Source organism: Mycobacterium sp. NGS39 (assembly GCF_059812765.1).
This window is the reverse complement of the sequence record NZ_JCALDH010000004.1, coordinates 267,831-287,916: the sequence shown is the minus strand read 5'-3', so window position 1 is coordinate 287,916 and position 20,086 is coordinate 267,831. Positions and strand designations below refer to the sequence as shown.

Here is a 20,086-nt window from a genome sequence, read left to right as displayed (position 1 = left end):
TCGATTAGCGGTAGGCGGCCGCCGTGTCCACCTTGAGCCACTGTTCTGAGCGGGCGACGCTGAGAAGCGAAGGCAAAGCCGTCTGACCACCCGTGCCTAAGCTGTCTACTGGGTTCGCCTTTGGTGCCGGTGCCCGAAGGCGATTGAGTGCGTCCAGCTCGGCGTCGGTTGTGTCGCCGGTGACCGGGCGCTTCTCCAGCCATCCGAAGCGTGCGATCTGCTCTGCTGCGCGTAGGACAATCCGCCGCCGCGAGCTTGGGAGCTGTCCGAGAACGTCCGTGAGTTCAGGCAGCAGCTCGGATACGACCGAGCCGGACGCGACGCACCACAGCGCCAACGCCCACTCCGCTCGGCCGAGGTCATCGTCGACGGTCTCCAACTGCTCGCGCCACCAGCCGACGTTCCCGCTACCTGCCCGTGTCCGACCAAGAAGTTCGGACGGGTGACCTGCGGACCCGAATGCCGTTGCCCCCGCGTGCTTGCTGTACGCGAGCCCGAACGGTGAGGCAGCGCCGATGATCGCGATCTCCGAGGAGATCCAACAGCGTTCGACGCGCTCGTGGATAGCGGCGGCGGTATCCGCCCACGGGAAGGTGCTGTTCTTGTAGCCGGACCTGAACGCGCGTTTCTTGGCGACCTCCTCCCACGGTGAACGGGCCTTCCTGAGTTGGTTGACCGCCTCAGCTCGGCGACGCTTCTGCCGGTCGTCGCCGGAGATGAACCCGGTCGTGGAACTGGTGAAGAACTCACCAGGCGTCAGAGCCACGGCGACTTGCGCCGGCATGGAGCAGGTCGAGGTGACGCACGGGCACTCGCCGTTCAATACCGCGGTGAGCAGCGCCTCCTCGAAGGAACTTCCGGGCTCCGGAGTTAGGCCCGTGCTGAGGAAGAGTTCCGCGGCGCCGTCGGACAGGTCGATGTTGTTGAAGTCCGCGGTGGTTCCCGCGCCGGCCTCGCAGCAGGCCCCGATCGCCAGCCACGCGTTCTGCTGGTCTGTGCCGATCGCTGCTGTGAGCTGCTCGTACCACCACTTCCCGAACTCACTGCGCTGGTTGAGTAGCTCTCGAAGCACCCGCACGCGCTGGGGGTTGGCGCTGTCACCGGGGTTTTTGCTGACCAATGTCGTCAGTCGCGACCAAGTCGGGTCGGCACCGGATTCCGTGGGGTTGGGCAGCTCGGGCAGGGGCGTGATGTCCCGGCGGTCGAGCGCGGCAAGGAGGACTTCCACCCCCGGATCCGAGCAGAGTGCCGTCAACACCTTGCGCGCCTCATGTGGCCGGCGCTGGAATACACCGTCGGTCAGCAGTGCCCACGCGGCGAGGTACGACGCGGAGGCCGACGTCTGCGACAGTTCCTGTTCGATGCCGGCGGCCAGTACGTAGACGTCGCTGCCCTTCGCGTTGCCGCCGTAGAACCTGGCGGTGTTCAGCCAGTACGGGCGGCGTAGGAGCTCCCGCAAAACCGTTGTGCTGTCGAAGTGCGGGTTGTCCTCGCCGGCGTTGTGGTACAGGAATCGGGCGGCGAAGTACTCACGGAGCGAGAGCACCTCGAACTCGTAGGTGCCGTCCACCTGGCTGGTCAGGGCCCACAGGCGGTCGCTGACGCCCTCAAAGAGCTCGTCGACGATCGATTCTTGGTTGCCGTAGGTGCGCTGGAAGTGGCGCATCGCCGCCTTCAAGTCGTTGATGCTCATGCGACCGTTGATCTGCGACTCCTCGGTGTGCGCGTGCAGGTACCAGCCGAGGAACGGGATGATCTCGAGCAGCTCCTCCTTGTGGTCCTTCACGGCCTTGGGGTGCTTGTTCGCCTCGCGGGCGAGGAGGATGTCGACGTACGTGTCGTAGAGGTCGGTCCGCTGCGTGGGTGTGGCTGCGCCCTGCTGGTGGAGAAGATCCAGCAGAATCGTCAGCTGCATCGGGTTCCCTGCAAGTTCGCGGATGTACGGCTCGCGGCTCTTCTCTTGGAAGCTCCTGCGCAGCGCGCGGCCGTCCTTACTCCTGATCCCTCGGACGGCGCACCACTTGCGCAAGTAGTCGGCTCGTTGTTCGCCGGTGAGCTGGTTCAGCGTGATGATCTCGAACTTGTCCGGCGCAGGCTCCGGAAGCTCACCGGCACTGGGGCGCGTGGTGACGACCACCTTGAGTGGCTCGGTGTACGCCTTCCCCGGGCTGGCGAACGCGTTGATCTCGTTGACGATCCGACGCCGGATGTTGGCACTTCCAACCTCATCGAGTCCGTCGAGCACGACGAGACTGGGAACTCGCTCGAAGATCCCCTGCACCGTGTCGGCGGTGGCGGTGATACCGCCGCTCTCGTGCGTCATCAGGTCGGCGATGAAGCACTCGACGGTTGCCTTCTCGCCCTTGCGCGCCTTCTCCCTCTTGGGTTTGCGTTCGTCGGAGTTATCCCACACGTCATTGCCGGAGAGCCACAGCGCGTAGTCACTCAAGTCCAACCGGATCGGAAACCGCGGCTCTTCCAACGCAGGCAGCGTCTTCGGCCGCTCCGACTCGGGCACGAACGCGCTGCGGTGCACCTGGCAGATGTACTGGCTGAGGGTGGACTTGCCCTGCCCGGGGGCGCCTCGCACCAAGGTGAAGGGCGCTGGCGTTTGTAGCAGGTGATGCGCAGCGCCGCCGAGTTCGGTCGATGAGAGTGATCGCACTCGGGTTCTCTCCGGCGAGCGCACCAACTCCGCGGTGACATCGACGAAGAGGTCCACCATCCTCTTCCGGTCCACCTCAGCTTGGCTGAACTTGACCCGCTGGTCGTCGTCCCACTGCGACGCGGCGACCTGCCGGATCAGCTTGCGGTCCGCCTGGTTCTTCGTGGCTCCGACCTGTTCGGCGACGAGGAACCGGATGAGATCCCACCCGGCGAGCATGTCGGCGTAGGCCCACTTGATCGAGTCCTCGGAGTTGTCAAGCCATGAGTTGAGCGCCTCGCGCCAGATGCACGCGATCTCGTCGAAGCCGAGTTCCTTGGCGTACGCATCCAGCTTGTTGTTCAGTTGGGCGAAGGTACCGGTCCCGGGCTTGGCGGTGCTCGGCACGTTGGTCACCAGGACGTAGTGCCGCACACCTTTCTCCGACAGTCTCCGGAGGTTGTCCAGCTCCTTTTTCACGACGGCGTCCAGCCAGCTGACGGGGTTCTTCTCCGAGCCGGACACGGACCACTTGACCTGGTAAATCAACACCGTCGACGGATCGAGCTTGCGCTGCCCATCAATGCCGCCGTCGGCCTGGCGTAGCGCCATCGGGGTGAAGTTGGGGAACTGGGCGGCGAGCAGGGCGTTAACGAGCTGCTGGAAGTCGTGGTCGCCCAGGCGCTCGTAGAGGTAGCGGTGTCGGCTCTCGGGCATGGGCTGACTCCTCTGCTTCACCCCGATCGTGCCGGTACTGCCGTCGGGACTCCGAACACTCAATGCCTATTGAACCCGGAGACACCGGTTCGATTCGGCAACTCAACGCGCGTGCATGTCGTACCGCAATTTGAGTGCCAAGATCGTCAGAGCCCAAGCTTCACCGTGCACGCGTCGTACCGTTCGGTCGCGACTGCTTCGAAAGCGCGACCAATACGGTCGTTGGCGGCTGAGAGCTCAAGACCACGGGGTGTGTCGGCTCGGTCATGTGTTGACGGCGCAAACTAAAGGGATGCAGTCAGCAAAGACGGGGCCTGTAGACGGGACGTTCTGGCAGATCGACACGCCCGAGCGCCAGGTTCGGGGCCAACTAACGATTGCGCCGACACCCGTAATGGAGACGCTAGGACCGATCTTCCAAGAACGTGCTTACCGCGTCGAAGTGTCCCCGCACGGTGGAACCACCGTCATCCACAGCGGCGACTCGGACGATCACGTGGCCGACTGGTCCCCGCGCGACATTCACGGGGTGCTCGACAACGGGCAACGGGTATCGCTGGTCGGCGCGCAGGGCGGGATGAGAGATCCCAGTGGCACCTTTCCACCGCAGTACCGCCAACGGTTCGGCACAATCCGACACGCCATCCTCGACGTACACGTTGGCCGCGAGCAGGAATTCACTACCTGCAGATTTCGCCTCACCGGCTCTAATTGGCTGCGGCACCGCGACGGACGCGCCGAGACACTCGGAGGCGGCCATCTCATTTCCGTGACCGAGGGCAGCAATCACTGGATTGAGTTCATTCCCGCCGAGCCGATGAGCGTCCTGGACTACGACCGGTCGGTCCTGCACCCCATCGAGACGCTGGCGACTCTCCTCACCTCCAACCCTGCCGACACCGTGGAACTATCGGTTCGACAGTCCACCGACGGCCCCTGGCTCCGGGTGCACCGACACGAGGAGCCGACGCCAACCGGACACCATGAACTATTCGATGCCTCGTACCTCACCCCCGAGCGCTGCGCCCTCTGGATCGACTTTCGACAACGCAGCAACGGGCTCGACGCCGTCGTCGTCGACGACTTCAGCGAAGTGGCCGTACAGACCGCCGTGCTCACCCTCGCGTCCGTCGCCGAGGGCCTACACCGCCGAATCTATCGAGACAAACGACGCATACCCGCACTGTCCAAATCCGACCTCAGAGCAGCACGAAAGGCAGCGCGCGCCGCAGCTCTAGAGTCGGTTCGTACCGCCGATCGCGGCGACCGTTCCGCGCTGACGGCGGCGGACCTCACGGCGTTCGGCGAAGCTATGGACAGCGCGTTCGGTCACATCAACGAGTCCACGTTTCGCACCATGATGGACGACCTGGTGGACACCGCCGTCGCCGCGGTACCGGGCATCGTCGCCGAGTTCGCAGACTGGCCGGCCGCGATCCACTCCGTGCGCAACATCCTTGCCCACCGGGGCACCCACGACGATCGTGACGCTCACGATCAATTCATCAACGCCCTGATAGCCGCGAGTTACTCGCTGCAATGGGTACTGCGCACCGTTCTACTCCTTCAAGCGCAAGTCGATGCGAGCGATATCGGCGAAGCCTATCGGCGGTCGTCGGCATACAACCACCATCAGACCAACGTCCGCGAATTCCTGAAGGGAACCGCATATGCACGACGATAGGCGCGCGCCACTAACGGCCGCACCGCCCGCTAACAAAGGCACGATTCGCCCGTGGTGAAGCCTTTCACTCCCGCGGTGCGACCAGTGCCGTTCCATCACGATGGAAGTACCGCCGCATGGTGTAACGCACTGTGTCCCTGCGAATCCGGCCTGCCATCGGAAGACTGTCACCTCCACCGACCGACTGGAAAGTGGCGCCTACCCTCCTATCAGCCACGCCTGTCCGGACCCGTGACCGGATTCGGCCATCGCCGCTGCTATGCCGCCAGCACCAACGACTGCGACGCCAGACTGACCCTTGAGCACCCGCTAAGTAAGGGCATTCTCAAAGACATCGGCGACGGCACTACCGTGACAGCCAGCAATACCTACTGGCAACAGGGCTCTCCGACGCCAACTAGCCTTCCGATCACCACGATGGGCTCGAAGATGTTGTGTAACAGACACAATAACGCCCTGCATAAGTTCGACGACGCCGCGCTCGAGGTCTATCGGACGCTTGAGCGCTTCCAACTCGCACAGATTCGTCGCCCCGACCCTCACGGCAACGAATTCAACCTCGTCAGCGGCGAGCTCTTCGAACGATGGATGCTCAAGGCTCTGTGGGGCATGACCACCGGGGCCAAAACTGCACCCACCAGCATGCGAGACAAGCGCGAACAAAAGATGTTCATGGATTATCTCTTTCGGGACGGACTACTACCTCGGGGGTGGGGCCTGTACATTCGGAGCCTCACGAAAAGCTTCGTACGTCAGTACACGACGGCCATGGAAACCAAAATCGAGGTTCGAGACGACACCTTCCTCACCGGAGACATGACGCTCGGAGCATTTACATTCACGTTCGCTGCCGGAAAACTTGAAGCGGGCAACGGCGCGGTGGCCCACCACCGACCCGATGGAATACGGATGTTCTCCCAGTTCGAGAATACCTGCAAGACTCTCGCATTCGCGTGGGACCACCAACGCCACGCGCCGGCAAACTTCGTCGATATCAATTTTCGCGGCAACCGATAGCCCAGCAGTTCAGGGCCAGCCGCGAAGCCACCAGTAGTTCTGTACCAATCGCCCCGTGCCCATGCAAAACCTGGGCGAAACTTTCAGAAGCCGCGGATCTATGCGGTATCCCGACTAAGTTTCTCAAGATGATGGCGCCTGACGGCCTAATCCCCGATGCCCATTCAGGCCGCATAGCGGGAGGACACGACGGAAATGGCGGGTATACCAGTACGCGCCTAGTACGGTGTTCAACACGCATTGCGCTCATTTCGAGCAACCCTCCCCTGGTGCGCCCGATCTCTCGACGCCAACGGCTTACGGCACTTTCGATAGTCCACCGTCGCTTCTCATCAGATGAATCACGACGGTGCCGTGCGACTCTCGCCTAACGCCTCGGCAAGTTTTGGCGAAAATCCCGCGGCAGCAGCAGCTTTGGGTGGATGGCACCCAATGTGCTCAAACCCATCCTTGTCAGGTGCCGGTTCAATCGAGTGTCTTTCGACGTTTCGGCTGCTTGGTTGCCCGCCGCCACTACCCATTACCCGTGGGCGGGAACCCAAAGGTCAATCGGCGATAAGCTCCCGGAACAGGGTGCATTCGACCGCGTGCCACTCACGGACCAGGATCTCGTTGGTCTGCGGGTCGGTGACCACTTCGGCACGCCAGGGAAGGCATTCCGGGCAGGCCACGATCTCATATGCCTCGCCGACTTCGTTGAAGGCGCGCAGGTCGACCGGCGCAATCGGCGCGTGAAAGGTTATGTCTGGCCGCGGAGGTCGCGGGTGTTCTCGTCTTTGTCGTAGTCGGGGCGACGTCGGACGGCGGGCCTGTTCGGCGCGTTCGTCGTCGGCGAAGTCGTCGGGAGTCAGGGCCCGGCCCAGTCGCCCCTCGAGGCAACCGATGCACAGAAACCCGCTGGGGTCCCCGGCAGTGGCCCACAAAACCTCGTCGACCTTGTAGGTCTCGTCCCAAGTATCTGCGCCGCAGTCTTCGCAACGGCATTCGAGCGCGACGACGACCCACGTGAAGGACAGCGCCGCCCCATGGGTCATGGTGACGTCACGCCGGCCGTCGCCGCCACGAACCAGCGACACGGTCACGCCATGCTCACGGCAGTAGCTGTCGACCGCGTCGTCGACAGCGTCTTCTACTTCGCTCAGCGTCTGGAGTTCGTCGTCGAGGACGGCGCCGTCCCGACTGAGCTGCCACACGTGGTGCACACCTGCCGTCAGCCGGTATTCGAACACCTGATCCTCCCCGGGTCACGAGAAAATACAAAGCTGCGCTACGCGCCAGCGGCTTTCAGATTGTCCAGCGTCTCGATCACGTGGTCCACCAAAATCGGCATGACCACAGTGACCGACTTTTGCTCGGCTACTGTGGGGAGTTCGATGTTTTCGGTGTACCCGAACTCAACGTTCAGAGGCACCGATACATCGGCGGGTGAATCGCCCGGCTTCCGCAAGGGACGGCGGAGGGTCACAGAAGCGACCAGCGCCCCATCCGTCATCTCGCGCGGCTCGTTATCGACCCTTTCGACGTCGCCAGTCGTGCTAGTGATGTCGAAAGCTTCGTTGCTGTAGCTGACCACACGCACTTGGCGGTGCTTGTCACGGTTGACCAGTCCGTTGAGCAGAGCGAACGAATGCCAATCGGGTTTCCGCGCCTTAAATGGTTGGGAGTCTTCGATGACCTGCAGCACAGCCGGTTCCGTGAGCGGTGCGAGCTTGGCCTGAGCACCTGCCCATTCGGAAGCCTTCGCGATCAGTGGATACTGCAGCGCACGCTCCTGCGCCGCGGTCAACGTTTGCCTGGCTGCTGCGTGGCCAAACAGGGCGTGGTCGAGCGCTGCTCGAAGGTTGGTCAGGATGTCGCCAACAATGAGTCCCCAGTTCTCCGGGGGTGGCTGCTTGACGTTCACCCGAAAGTTGACGACCACCAGCTCAGGCTGAAACATGTGATCGACAACCTCCCGCACGAATTCGTGGGGTTCGGACGCTCGGTACTCGTCTACCGACGCTCGCAGTGTGGCGAGGTGTTCCTGCGCCCGTCTCGCCTTTGCATACGCACTATCCAGTGATCCCACGCGAATATGCTGCAGAACCCACCGAGTCGGGTCAAGGGATCTCGCGGGCCGGTGGTAGCAAACATTCCCCAGTCCCGATCTAGAGTGGCCGTGGCGGCATCTGCACTGCAAACGGGGCCCGAACCTCCCTCGGCGCATCCGGAGCGATTGCGGCCGGCATCGGTGCTGAATACGACGGAATCGAATACGGCGGGTTACCAGTAAACCACTGCATATCGCATCAGATGAATCGCCACTTGTGTTCGTGCCGATTGTTCCGGTCTCAATGCATCTGGCGGTTCTCGCGATCAACCTGGCGGTCGGCGACCTGCGGTCACTTTCTCACTCAATCTGGCGGCCACTACCGCCTTCCGCCGCCACTACCGCCTTCCGCATCCTCCGGCCGCGGTTCCAGCGCAGCGATGACATCGCGGACATGCTTGAGTCCGAGCAGCGCCACAACCTCAACTGGGGACCACCCTCACGTCGATAGCGACGCCCTGCCGACACACGACCCCGTCTCGTTTCCATAGTTCTGAGACTGCCAGGTCCTGGTGCGCGAGGCCCGAAACGTCGGCGGCGCGGCATACGCTCTGCCCATGGCAGTCGTTCCAGCTCAGTGTTGGTTGCGCACGTTCAAGGTGGAGTTCGCCGGTGGAGCCGCATCGTGCTTCGTGATCAACTGCCGCGAGCGCCAGTGGCTGATCACCGCAAAGCACGTGGCCGACGCTGCGGTGAAGAACAGCTCAGCTGCCCTCACGCTCACTGGCGAGAACGGTATCGACGGTCAGCTGTTGGGTGAACTGGTGCCTGTGCCCCTGGTCGAGCGGGGACCTGACATCGCGGTGTTCGACCTCGGCGGTAAGAAGATCGTCCTCGACAACATGACGCTGGTGCCGTCGGCCGACGGTGTGGCCCTGAGCCAGGAGGCGTTCTTCCTGGGCTACCCGCTGCCGAGCACTCTGCCCCTGATGGGCCGGCTTCCCGCGGTGAGGCGGGGAATCGTGTCACAGCGGGCGAATATCGACGGAGTGACCGCCTGGATCATCGACGGCCACAATCTCCCCGGCTTCTCGGGCGGCCCGCTGGTGTTCGCCGAGGCTGGTGGGATCGGCTCGACGTGGCACGTACTTGGAGTGATCAGCGGGTACTGGCAGCACCGGATCGACGTCGAGATCGCGGGGGCCGCGGCGCAGGGCAACCTAGGTCTGACGGTGCCTACCAACGCGGGAATCGTGATCGTCTACGACATCAAGCATGCTGTCGACGCCATCGAGGCGTACGTCGATGCAGGGAATTGATAGGGCCATGTGCGACGCGGCGGGCACCGACTTCTGCGACTGTCCCCGCACCGATCACCGGCACCCCGGACGGCCGGTGCGTGGAGCCGTCGATCCATAGAGGGTCGGCGGACGCGGAGATCAATCGCTCGCGCTACTCGCAGTGCGGCTGCTGCATGGCCGACTGCCCGGACGTGCACCCGCCGCCGACGCCCGGCTTCGGTCCAGTGCCCGGCTCGCTCGTGGTCGCAGCGGAGTACTTCGAGACCTTGTCGGCCGAGAAGCAGTGAGCACTGAGGAAGCAGGAGGCACGCGGCGAGCTGCGCATCCTGACGCGGGCCGAGATGGATTTGGGCTTAGCGGAGTAGGTCGTCAGCCCGGCGGTTCGGTGTACACGCCGACCTCAGCCAGCCGGGGCGCTCACCAGCCCCACGCCAAATCGCCGTTCGGGTCTGCCTTGCAAGTGGCGATCCCGTCGGTCTGCACGACACGGGCGCGCGCCCCGGGCTCGCTGCACGCCGACCCGACCTGGACCGCCGGCCGACTCTGGTGGGTCTTGTCTCTCCACGAACCCGTCTCCATGCTGCAGTACAACGTGCCATCTGGTGATACATCGCCGGACTCAGCCGGGGTGCATGGCTTGCCTTCGTACAGGAGGGGGGCACTGGTGGTCGTCGTCACCACGGTGCGGGTCGAAGTGACTGCGGGCGTTGCCGACTTGTCCTCCCCGACGTAACCGCTTCCGCCCCAATGCAAGTCCTTGTCGGTCCATGTCCCGTTGGCACACGAAGGTGTGCAGTCGTTCTGGTGTTCGCGAAGCACGTATCGGCCGTCGACGCCGGGACCGATCAGCTCGGTGTCGAGCATGTCCTCACCGATTGTCCTGAACCCCTGTGCGGTCGGGACCAACACCAGAACCATTGCAGGGTCGTGAGCTCCGCCGCCGTGGTAGCGAATGAAGAGATTGCCGGTGCTATCGGTCGCTGGCTCAGCAAACTCGAATCCGTAGCCGAACTTGACGGAAATCGGCATGAGAACCGAGCCGGCAGCGGTCACAGCAGAGATGCAGGCGCCGTCACCGACCGCGGCGCCGTACGACGGTGTCTGGGGGATGACGAAAACCCGCATCCGGCCCAAATACGGATGCTCTAGGTCGTGGTGACCGGTGGCGGTGCCTGGGCAGCCTGCGTTTGGTGATGGGTTGTCGGGCAGCGGCGCAGCCTGCGCCGATGACGGCGGCGCGCTCACCGGGGGGACGGTTGTTGTCGAAGTCTCCGCCGTCTTCGCCGCCGGCGCCGCGGCTTCATCGCTCCCACCACGGGTGACGTAGATGCCGACCGCCGTCGCAGCGACTGCGACCGTCGCCACCACCGCCGCGGCGATAGGCACCGTCCGAGACTTCGACTGCGGTCGCGGCAAGGCCTTCGCTGCGACCTTCCGCACCTGCGTCGGCTCGTTCGACGGCTGCGTGACCGCTGCCATGGTCGGCGCGAACGCTGCAAATTCGCCGCCAGCCGCCTCCTGCAGCGCGGTGACGAACTCCGCACAGGACTGGTAACGGTCGTCAGGGCTCTTCGCCAGCACCCGTTCGAAGACCGCGTCCATACCCTCCGGAAGACGCGGGTTGACTGCGGTGATGGACGGCACCGGCTTGGTCAGGTGCGCGGACATCGCCGAGGCGATCGAGGTTCCCGTGAACGGCGGCTTCCCGGTGAGCAGGTGGAACGCGGTGCAGCCCAGGGAGTAGATGTCCGACCGGTTGTCGACCTCCTCGCCCTCGATCGCCTCCGGCGAGATGTACTGCATCGTCCCGATGGTCATCCCGGTGGACGTCAAAGAGGTGGACTCACCGGCGGCCTTGGCGATGCCGAAATCCGCGAGCTTCACCGACTCAATCTGCGGCGCCCCATCGGTCTCGTCGATCGCGACCAAAATGTTCGCGGGTTTCACATCGCGGTGCGTCACGCGTTGCTTGCGCCAGGCGTGGTCCAACGCCGCGGCCGCGGCACCTACCAGCTGGACCGCAAGGTCGGGGTCCAGCGGACCGTCGACCCTGAGCAACTCCGAGGCGTCCGTGCCGTCGATGTACTCCATCGTGATCCACAGCCGGCCCTCGAACTCGCCGCGGTCGTGCAGCGTGACGATGTTCGGGTGGCTCAACTGAGCGAGCAGGTCCGCCTCGCGCTGGAACCGCACCTTGAAGTCGTCGTTGCGGGAGACCCCGGCGTCGAGCAGCTTCAGCGCGTCCTGCCGCGGTAGGCGCGGGTGCTGCACGAGGAACACCTGCCCCATCCCGCCCGCACCGAGCTGACGGATGACGCGGTACCCCGCGATCTCGGTGATTTGCACGCTTTGAGTGTGGCAGGCGCGTTCGCTCATGGGACCGGATCCTGAACTGGTTCACACAGGGGACAGTGAGCCCGGCCATGTGCACCCCGTCAAGGAGGTTGCGCCCCCTGCTGCTCCGAGCTTGTACGGAGCGCCCGTCGGGAAGTCAGCGGTAGTTCAGAAGTAAGTAGAAATGAGACGCCGCAAACACGCCGCTCCCCCGCCGCAAATGCGCAGGCCAGTTCGTCTCATATCCTGTCTCGAATTGCTCGCCGCCCACGAGGCGCCCCCTACTCGCGCACTGGACCACCGAACTCTTCGGCGAGCGAGGCTCACTAGTCGACCACCTGCACTAAGACCCACCCACAGGAACCTTGTCACAGCCTCCGCCATCGCACGTCGTGCAACCGGGTCGGCAAACGCCGCTCCCCCACCCCAACGAGACCGGCTCAACGGCAAGCACACGCCCGAGCGCAGATCATCAACCTCAGTCCCCCGCCCGGCGTACCACCCGAATACGACGGAGTCGAATATGGCGAGTTACCGGTATCTCTCGCCATTTTCATCGGATGAATCACGCCTACCCTGACCGACCGGTCCGGTCTCAGAGAGAATAGATAACCATGACATCGGGAAATGCCTTCAATAACACTCCGCGCCCCGGTGGCACCAGTCAGCTGGCCGGCCGTACGGTCTCACGCGTCGGTTACGGCGCGATGCAGCTGGAACGGCTGCACGACGAGCCCGCCGCAGCTGTCGCCCTGCTGTGCCGAGCGTTCGACCTCGGCGTAGACCACGTGGACACCGCCCAGTTCTACGGCGATGGCTTCGTCAACGGCCTAATCCGTGAGGCATTGCGATCCCAGTACGATGTCGTGGTCGTCAGCAAGGTCGGCGCTGTCTCCGACCCCGGCGGTCCATTCCCGCTGAAGGTGGCCCAGCGCCCCGAGGAACTGCGGGCCCAAGTCGAGAACAATCTTGCCTCACTCGGCCTGGAGCAGATCCCGGTGGTCAACCTGCGCCGCATGGACACTGGGGTGACGATTCCTTACCCCGACGACCAGGCGGTCGACATCGACGACCAGATCGCCGAGCTGATCGCGCTACGCGAGCAAGGCAAGATCGGGGCGATCGGGCTCAGCAGCGTGTCCATGGACACACTGCGTCGCGCCTTGCCCGCAGGCATCGTGTGTGTGCAGAACCTCTATAGCCTCGTGGCCCGCGACGACGAGGACCTGCTCCACCTCTGCGAGGCAGAGCAGATCGCCTGGGTGCCCTACTTCCCCTTGGGCGGCGCGATGCCGGGTATGGCGAAGGTCACTGACGAGGCGGCCGTACTCGCCGTCGCCGAGCGCCTGGGATGCACCGCGGCACAGGTCGGGCTTGCCTGGTTGCTGCACCACAGCCCCCAGACGCTACTCATCCCCGGAACCGCCAGCGCACGCCACCTGGAGGAGAACCTCGCTGCCGGAGCGATCACCCTCGATGAAAAGGCCCTCGCCGCGCTCGACGCGATCCCCGCACACCCGACCACCTCGCCGCCGCACCGCCAGGACTGAATGCGACCACATACCCGAGGGGAACCGGCGACCGTTCAACACTTCTCCACTGCGGCGCCTGAACCCATTTCACTTGCGACATGCTGCGGCAAGTTTGATTGTGTGATGTCCCTTGCGACGAGGGAATACGGCGGGATCGAATATGGCGGATTACCGGTAAGGTTCGTCGTATTACCCTGCAGTGCAACGGTTTTCGTTCGCCGACGACGATGATGAATACGCCGGTAAGCCCTTGGCGGCGTCAGGTAGGTCGCAGATCCCTTCCGGAGCCAGATTGTCTATAGAGGGCGCACCCCGCTGCGCGAGCAGCGCTGCGCTCGTGCCACCTTCAACCTTCAACTCACGCGCACGCCATACGCTAAACGCGTCATCGATGGGTTGCGGCAATAGGAAGTCGCCGTGCCATGGCCGGCCTAACTAGGGGCCTTGAAGACCGGCGTGGGCGAGCCAATCGCGGAACGACTGCAGCGCCGGATTGAGTTCGCGCACCGCGGCTAGGTCCCGATCGCCGACGAAGCGTGCCGAGTTCTGTGCGTAGTACTGGAACATGTTGGCCATCTCGACGGCTCCGGGGAAACCCAGCGCGCGGAATTGTTCCCAACTTATGGGTCGGTAGGTTACCGGTTCGCCGAAGGCGTCGCTGAACGCCGACGCGTATTGCTCGCCGGTCAGGTGATCACCGGCGATGCTCACCGTCTGGCCGATCAACTCTGCGCCACGCTTGAAGATGCCCAACGCGGTCTTGCCGATGTCGGCGACGGCGATCCCCGACAGCGGTTGGTCGGCCATCGGGAGGGTCAGTTGCAGCGTGCCGTCCTCGGCCCGGGTGGGGCCGACGCCGCCGGCGAAGCTTTCGAAGAAGAACGTCGTGCGAAGGAAGGTCGTCGGGACGTCGTACTCGCGGAACAAGGCGTCGGCCTCGGCCTCGGCGTCGAAGTGTGGCACCTTGTAGCGCTCATCGACGGTCGGCACCTGGTCGTCAGCGCCCAAGACCTCGCGGGTGTCTTCCAGTGTCGACCAGATGACGTGGCTGACGCCGGCCTGCTTGGCTGCCAGCGCGGCGTTGTCGGCCTGCTGAAGTTCCATGTCGGCCCTGGTTCGTGCGGCGTCCTCGTCGGCGGAGCGTTCAGCCCAGTAGTTGGTGACGACGAACGCGCCGTCGGCGCCGTCGAACGCTGCGCGCACGCTCGCCCCGTCGTCGAGGTCGCCCTCGACGATCTCGGCGCCTGCGGCGGCCAAGTCGCGGGCTTTCGTGGAGCCGGCGCTGCGCGTGAGAACGCGCACGCGGTATTGCTGTGCGGGGTCGTCAAGGATGGCTCGGACGAGGCCACCGCCCTGCGATCCGATACCTCCCACGACGGCGATCAGCTTCTGCTCGAACATGGTCATTCCAATCTCTTGAGGTGTCGGTGGGTACGGCTACTGGCCGGCGGGCACGAGGATGGTCTTGCCGTGTAGGCGGCCGGCATCGGATTCGTCGTGCACGGCCGCGGCCTGCGCGAGCGGGCGGCGGTCGGCGACCTCGATGCGCAGCTGTCCGTCGTCGACGCGGCGCACCAGTTCGGCCAGTTGGGCGGCGTCGCTGCGCACGAAGACTCGCTGCGACCGGACGTTGCGCTCGGGGTTCTGCGGCCCGAAGACCATCGTGCCGACGTGGAAACCGCCGTCGGCGACGACGCCGATCAGCGCCTCGGTCTGTTCGTCAGTGGTGGAAACGAGGTTGAGGACGACGTCGAAGGGTGCGCCCTCGACCGAGACCGGGACTTCGTGTAGTCGATGTAGTCCACGAGTCGGTCGGCGGCGTGGTCACGCAGCCGGTCGGCATCACGTTGCTTGGCGGTGGAGGTGACTCGGCACAATTGGCGCGCGCATGCCTGATTTCGTTCCGCCAGATCTCAGTTGCGCGCCGATACGACGAGCGCCCGAACACCTCGTCGCGCAGCACCTGCCTGGCCGCAGCGCAATCGGACTCGTCTTTTGCGGCAACCCTCTTCGCGTTGATATGGGCTCAATCTGGATGATGCCGGTCACCGGTACCCTCGGAGCATGCGCACCGACGACGACACCTGGGATATCACCACAAGCGTGGGTTCGACAGCGCTCTTCGTTGCCGCGGCAAGGGCTTTGGAAGCCAAGAAGGCTCATCCGCTCGCCGTCGACCCATATGCCGAAGTGTTCTGCCGGGCGGTGGGTGGCCATTGGGCCGATGTTGTCGACGGCCGCGCCGACAGCAAGTTGCACACCGAGTTCGGCAGACACTTCATCGACTTTCAGGCCGCGCGGACCCGCTATTTCGATCGCTATCTCGGCGAGGCGGCCGCCGACGGGGCGCGGCAGGTGGTGATTCTCGCGGCCGGCTTGGACTCGCGGGCCTACCGGCTGAGCTGGCCGGACGGGACAGTGGTCTTCGAATTGGATCAGCCGCGGGTGCTGGAGTTCAAACGCGAGGTGCTCGCCGAGCGCGGTGCATCACCGAACGCCGAGCGGCGCGAGATTGCTGTGGACTTACGCCAAGACTGGCCGGATGTATTGTGTGCCAACGGATTCGAGGCTTCTGCGCCGTCAGCGTTCTTGGCTGAGGGATTGCTGATCTACCTGCCCGCGACTGCGCAGGAGCGCCTTTTCTCCGGCATGGACGCGTTGTCCGCCCCAGGCAGCCATGTCGCGGTCGAAGAAGGCGAGCCGATGCCCGAGCAGGCATTCGAAGCAGCCAAGGCCGCCGAGCGAGCTGCTGGCGAGGACGGCACCTTCTTCACCTTGATCTACAACGAGCAGTGTGCACCCGCAGAGCAGTGGTTCGGTGCGCGGGGATGGAAAGCCATCACCACACCGCTTAGTGAATTGTTGCAGCAGGCCGGCCGTGCCTTGCCGGGACCAGAATCGGAAGCCGCTCAAATGATTCGCTCCAATTCACTTGTCAGAGCTGTCAAAGGCGCGAAGCCCAATGGCCGCGCCGGCAACTGACGGACGTGGATCCCGACATGCCGTACTACCCCGCCGATCCGCGCAGAGAGGCTTAACATCTCCGAGAAGAGTGTCGGCACAACGCATTTCGGTCGCCTCTCTGCCCTTTTTCGCGGTTCGCCGGGCTGATCCGTTTGCCTGCCGCGAGGTGCGTGCCCCGTGCCCGCCCTCGTCTTCGCGGATCTGCACGTGGTGATGTGCTGTGCGTCGTGCTCTGTCACCTGTGCGCGATGCGGGGCTGCGGTGTGACGAGGGAGTTGAACCCTCTGCACTGCCCTCCGTGCGCCTGGAGACCGGCTTGGCCCGCCGGTCAGGGGCTTGTGCACGCCTCCGCGACGACTACCTGCTGCGACCTCGCATGCTGTCAGTCCAGTAGGTCTACCTCCCAGTTCGAGCGTTGAATCCGCACGTCCAGTTCACGAAGTTCTCGGGCCACCTGATCGGCTTGGGCCCGCAACTCGGCAACCGGCAACGCCGACAGCATCTTCAACTCTGACCGCAATTGCCGCGAGTAACCCTGCTGATTGTTGCCCGCGGCCGCGTCCGCGGCGGCGTTCAGAACATGATGACGCCAACGCAGCGCATCCCGGCGAGCCAACGCGTCGGTCAGCGTTTCGTTCGCCCCTATCGTCGTGGCCGCGTTCGTGCGGTTGATTCGCCGGATCAGCGTTTCGTACTCGTTCAGCACGCCATCGACTTCAGCGAGCAAGGCCGCAGCATCCTCGGCCGGTTCCTCGCCCTCCTGATAACGCGCGCTTCCCACGATGCGTGCGCGCAACTGTTCGATACGGCGCACCGCGTTCGCCCGCAGCGACAATGCCTCCGCCAACTTCACAGTCTTCACCCCTTCACGTGGCAGTCATGCGATCCGATTCTCGTGGGACCAACCATGATTGCCGGGACCGAGGCAGTCAGCAAACGCTTTTTGAGCCAGTGGCCCTCTGCCGGCCGCCTGGCTTTCCTTCGCGCCGACCACGATTGCTTTTTTGGTGACGTGATGCTCGAGGAAAGTATCGTAGGGTTTGCTGTGGGCTGGTCGGCGCTGCGCTTGACAGGGAAGGACCGGATGACGGACTGGGAGGCACAGCGGCTCCGGGTGAAGATGAGAATCGAGGCGGCCCAACAACGCCTTGAGCAACTACGCCAATTGCGCAGTGAACTACCCACCCGGCACCTCGATGCCATCGATGCGCAGAACGCGCGTCAGCAGCTGAAAGAGGCCCAGCGGCATGCAGCGGCAGCGCACTTGGCAGCGGCCCGGCAGCTCGAGCGATCGGCGAACGCCCATGAGTCTGCGGCTCGTGCCCATGATGCCGCCGCCAAAAACGCTGTCAATCACCTAGAGCTCATTTCGCATATACACGTTGCTGAAGTGCACCGCAGTGCCGCACGACGTGATCGCGAACTCGCCGCCGAGTACGAAGCGAATGCGCAGCGGTGGCTCGACAAGCCCAACGCCTGTCAATCGTGTTGATTAGAAACGCGACTCTCGGGCACGGTCCGATCTGGATTGCGGAGTTTCTCGGAAGCGGCGAGAAAATGGCGCCGGTCGGTTTCAGCCGTTGTTCACAGGGTTATCCGGACGGCATGTCAGCAAAGAAAAAGTCAGTTACGCGGATGTTTGTCGCCGGCGCCGCCGTCACCGCGGTTGCCGGCATGCCCATGTCGGCGGTCGCCTGGGCTGCTCCTGCGATCGACGCCTCCGGCGTGGCCACCAGCAGCTTCGTCCTAAATCCCCCTGGCTGCAACGACGCAGCGGGCATCCCCTGCGGGCCCGGCGTCAACGCGAATGTGCCCGGTGCGAACGCTAATGCTGGACCGGGTGGCGCCAACGCCAACGTGCCTGGCGCGAATGCCAGCGCTGGTCCTGGCGGTGTCGACGCCAATGCCCCGGGTTCCGAAGTGAGCGCCGGTCCTGAAGGTGCCAATGCCAGTGTGCCGGGAGCCGACGCGGATGCTGGGCCGGGTGGCGTGAACGCCAACGCCCCGGGTTCCGAAGTGAGCGCCGGTCCTGAAGGTGCCAATGCCAGTGTGCCGGGAGCCGACGCGAGTGCCGGGCCGGGTGGCGTGAACGCCACAGCGCCGGGCGCCAATGCCAACACTGGTCCTGGTGGCGCCAACGTGAGTGTGCCGGGTGCCGACGCGAACGCCGGACCGGGCGGCGCCAACGTCTGCATCAGCGGCTGGTGCGCGGGCGCCGGATGACTCGGCAGCTTCAGACCAAGCACGAAGCCGGACTCCGACTGTCACCGAAGACAGGAGGATCCGGCTTCGCGCTTATAGTGGGCACGCCAGCAAACGTTTCTCCGCTTCGCGACTGCCGGTTCAGCAAACCGCCAATCACTTCTCCGAAAACGCGGTGAATGGCAAATTCGCCGGAATGCCGAATTAAGTTGGCATCGCCAGCGCAAACACGCGGCGGACCCTACCAAGCAGATCGCGCGAATTCAACGCCAGTTCGTCAGCTGCCCGGCGGTGACCAGTGCACCACCTTCATGGCGGTCATCTCGTCGAGCAGTTCAGGCCCGAATCCGAATCCGCTGCCGCTGGCCCGTCTGGGTTCCGATGCGCCACCGGGTGCCCCGCCGAAAACAGCATTGATCTTCACCGTGCCCACCGGCAGCCTGCGCCAAGCGGTCTGGGCATGGGCCATGTCCGGCGTCAGCACGGTGGCGGCCAGCCCGTACCGGTCGTTCGCGGCTTCCGACAACGCGTCGTCGAAATCCGGGACCACTCGGACCGGCGCGACAGGGCCGAACGTCTCCTCCTGGAACACAAGCATGTCCGGCCTGCAGTCCACCAATACCGTTGGCGGATAGAACGATCCAGGGCCGGGCCGCGGTTCGCCTCCAGTCAACACTCGCGCGCCCCGGTCAACCGCATCGGTGACGTGCCGATGCACGAGATCACGCTGGCGTTCGTCTACCAGTGGTCCGATCCGATCTGACCACGCTCGCGCCTCGGCGACGAGTGCGTCGATGAACGCATCGGCGGCGGTCTCCACCACATAAATGCGTTCCACCGAAACGCAGATCTGCCCTGCGTTGGCAAACGCACCCAACGCGGCTTGCTCTGCGGCCCAACGCGGCTCGACGCCGGCGTCGACAATCAGCGGGTCATTGCCGCCGTTCTCCAGCAGCGCCTTCGCACCGCGTTCCGCGCACGCCTTGGCGATCTGCCGCCCCGTGGCGCTGCTGCCCACATGCGCCACGACATCGACTCGCTCGTCAGCCGCCAACCGGGCGCCCACAGTTCCGTCGCCGTCGACGATTTCCAGCACGCCGTCGGGCAGGTGGGCGGCAAGCAACTCGGCAAACCGTCGGCCAGTACGCGGACACCGCTCACTTGGCTTGTGCACCACCGTGTTTCCGGTTACCAGAGCGGCGCCCAGAAGCCCGGCCGCGACGGCGACCGGATCGTTCCACGGCGTCAAGACAGCCACCACGCCACGCGGTTCGGGGATCATCAGGTCGGTTGCGGCCCAGGCGCCTTGCAGCGTGTGCCCACGGTGCAGGGGGCCCAATTCGGAGTACTGCACGAGGGTGCCCGCGCCAGCCTCTACCCCGCCGAGCGCATCTTCCCGGAGCTTGCCGGTTTCGCGCTCGTTGAGCTCCGCGAGCTCGTCGGCGGCGGCCCGGACGGCCGCGGCCGCCTTGGCGATGGCGGATGCCCTCTCAGCCGGCGACGTGCGTGCCCACCCCTCGAAGGCGGTGCGGGCGCGCGCGACGGCCTTGTCACACGTCGCGGCGTCGGCGATCGGCACTCGGGCCACGGTGTCGCCCGTGCGAGGGTCGAGGACTGTGACTTCCATCGTCTGCGGCACGCGTTCGTTTACCCCAAGCCGGA

14 protein-coding genes and 1 pseudogene are annotated in these 20,086 nt (G+C 64.5%); 7 read left to right on the top strand and 8 right to left on the bottom strand.

The genetic code is table 11. The annotated features are described in order from the left end of the window. Positions 1–4 precede the first annotated feature (4 nt). Positions 5–3,361, bottom strand: coding sequence for an NACHT domain-containing protein (locus tag AC5Y39_RS08065; protein ID WP_500016623.1), 3,357 nt, complete (start codon positions 3,359–3,361; stop codon positions 5–7). Positions 3,362–3,629: 268 nt separating this feature from the next. On the opposite strand from AC5Y39_RS08065, the gene AC5Y39_RS08060 reads away from it, so the two are divergent. Both AC5Y39_RS08060 and AC5Y39_RS08055 read left to right on the top strand, forming a co-directional pair. Then, entirely contained in the window at positions 3,630–5,045 is a 1,416-nt protein-coding gene (locus tag AC5Y39_RS08060) for a HEPN domain-containing protein (RefSeq protein WP_500016625.1), read from the top strand. Positions 5,046–5,276: 231 nt separating this feature from the next. Beyond that, positions 5,277–6,062 (top strand): hypothetical protein, encoded by a 786-nt coding sequence (locus AC5Y39_RS08055; RefSeq protein ID WP_500016627.1) that lies wholly within the window; start codon positions 5,277–5,279, stop codon positions 6,060–6,062. 545 nt (positions 6,063–6,607) lie between these two features. Here AC5Y39_RS08055 and AC5Y39_RS08050 read toward each other — a convergent pair. Together AC5Y39_RS08050 and AC5Y39_RS08045 are read right to left on the bottom strand one after the other, a co-directional pair. After that, entirely contained in the window at positions 6,608–7,291 is a 684-nt protein-coding gene (locus AC5Y39_RS08050) for a hypothetical protein (RefSeq protein ID WP_500016629.1), read from the bottom strand. Between the two features lie 38 nt (positions 7,292–7,329). Beyond that, entirely contained in the window at positions 7,330–8,130 is an 801-nt protein-coding gene (locus AC5Y39_RS08045; protein WP_500016631.1) for a hypothetical protein, read from the bottom strand. A gap of 578 nt (positions 8,131–8,708) precedes the next feature. Between AC5Y39_RS08045 and AC5Y39_RS08040 the strand changes: the two genes are divergently transcribed. Continuing rightward, complete coding sequence (locus tag AC5Y39_RS08040; protein ID WP_500016633.1) at positions 8,709–9,410, top strand: S1 family peptidase; 702 nt, start codon at positions 8,709–8,711, stop codon at positions 9,408–9,410. A 399-nt stretch (positions 9,411–9,809) separates the two neighbouring features. Here the strand turns inward: AC5Y39_RS08040 and AC5Y39_RS08035 are convergent, their stop codons facing one another. Next, the gene (locus AC5Y39_RS08035) at positions 9,810–11,738 is read right to left on the bottom strand and encodes a serine/threonine-protein kinase (RefSeq protein ID WP_500016635.1); all 1,929 of its coding nucleotides are present in this window, start codon (positions 11,736–11,738) and stop codon (positions 9,810–9,812) included. A 602-nt stretch (positions 11,739–12,340) separates the two neighbouring features. On the opposite strand from AC5Y39_RS08035, the gene AC5Y39_RS08030 reads away from it, so the two are divergent. Next, a complete protein-coding gene (locus AC5Y39_RS08030) occupies positions 12,341–13,276 on the top strand; it encodes an aldo/keto reductase (RefSeq protein ID WP_500016637.1) in 936 nt (311 codons plus the stop codon). Between the two features lie 417 nt (positions 13,277–13,693). On the opposite strand, the gene AC5Y39_RS08025 is transcribed toward AC5Y39_RS08030, so the two are convergent. Together AC5Y39_RS08025 and AC5Y39_RS08020 are read right to left on the bottom strand one after the other, a co-directional pair. Next, positions 13,694–14,665 carry an NmrA/HSCARG family protein gene (locus AC5Y39_RS08025; protein WP_500016639.1) on the bottom strand — a complete coding sequence of 324 codons (972 nt, stop codon included), beginning with the start codon at positions 14,663–14,665 and terminating at the stop codon, positions 13,694–13,696. 30 nt (positions 14,666–14,695) lie between these two features. Then, positions 14,696–14,968: pseudogene (locus AC5Y39_RS08020) on the bottom strand (zinc-binding dehydrogenase); the annotation flags it as partial. Positions 14,969–15,322: 354 nt separating this feature from the next. On the opposite strand from AC5Y39_RS08020, the gene AC5Y39_RS08015 reads away from it, so the two are divergent. Next, positions 15,323–16,240: a class I SAM-dependent methyltransferase gene (locus AC5Y39_RS08015; RefSeq protein WP_500016641.1), complete on the top strand. Its 918-nt coding sequence runs from the start codon at positions 15,323–15,325 to the stop codon at positions 16,238–16,240. A gap of 364 nt (positions 16,241–16,604) precedes the next feature. On the opposite strand, the gene AC5Y39_RS08010 is transcribed toward AC5Y39_RS08015, so the two are convergent. Then, complete coding sequence (locus tag AC5Y39_RS08010) at positions 16,605–17,075, bottom strand: DIP1984 family protein (RefSeq protein ID WP_500017069.1); 471 nt, start codon at positions 17,073–17,075, stop codon at positions 16,605–16,607. Between the two features lie 54 nt (positions 17,076–17,129). Between AC5Y39_RS08010 and AC5Y39_RS08005 the strand changes: the two genes are divergently transcribed. After that, positions 17,130–17,714, top strand: a complete 585-nt coding sequence (locus AC5Y39_RS08005; RefSeq protein WP_500016643.1) for a hypothetical protein — start codon at positions 17,130–17,132, stop codon at positions 17,712–17,714. A gap of 113 nt (positions 17,715–17,827) precedes the next feature. Further along, positions 17,828–18,445: a hypothetical protein gene (locus tag AC5Y39_RS08000; protein ID WP_500016645.1), complete on the top strand. Its 618-nt coding sequence runs from the start codon at positions 17,828–17,830 to the stop codon at positions 18,443–18,445. Between the two features lie 256 nt (positions 18,446–18,701). On the opposite strand, the gene AC5Y39_RS07995 is transcribed toward AC5Y39_RS08000, so the two are convergent. Beyond that, on the bottom strand, positions 18,702–20,051 hold the full coding sequence (locus AC5Y39_RS07995) for an aldehyde dehydrogenase family protein (protein WP_500048200.1): 1,350 nt from the start codon (positions 20,049–20,051) through the stop codon (positions 18,702–18,704). Between the last annotated feature and the right edge of the window lie 35 nt (positions 20,052–20,086).

What these genes read in the sequence shown, in the direction of transcription:
- AC5Y39_RS07995 (WP_500048200.1), bottom strand. Translation starts at nt 20,051, where the DNA reads ATGGAAGTCACAGTCCTCGACCCTCGCACGGGCGACACCGTGGCCCGA.
- AC5Y39_RS08005 (WP_500016643.1), top strand. Translation starts at nt 17,130, where the DNA reads ATGATTGCCGGGACCGAGGCAGTCAGCAAACGCTTTTTGAGCCAGTGG.
- AC5Y39_RS08040 (WP_500016633.1), top strand. Translation starts at nt 8,709, where the DNA reads ATGGCAGTCGTTCCAGCTCAGTGTTGGTTGCGCACGTTCAAGGTGGAG.
- AC5Y39_RS08000 (WP_500016645.1), top strand. Translation starts at nt 17,828, where the DNA reads ATGTCAGCAAAGAAAAAGTCAGTTACGCGGATGTTTGTCGCCGGCGCC.
- AC5Y39_RS08015 (WP_500016641.1), top strand. Translation starts at nt 15,323, where the DNA reads ATGCGCACCGACGACGACACCTGGGATATCACCACAAGCGTGGGTTCG.
- AC5Y39_RS08030 (WP_500016637.1), top strand. Translation starts at nt 12,341, where the DNA reads ATGACATCGGGAAATGCCTTCAATAACACTCCGCGCCCCGGTGGCACC.
- AC5Y39_RS08065 (WP_500016623.1), bottom strand. Translation starts at nt 3,361, where the DNA reads ATGCCCGAGAGCCGACACCGCTACCTCTACGAGCGCCTGGGCGACCAC.
- AC5Y39_RS08025 (WP_500016639.1), bottom strand. Translation starts at nt 14,665, where the DNA reads ATGACCATGTTCGAGCAGAAGCTGATCGCCGTCGTGGGAGGTATCGGA.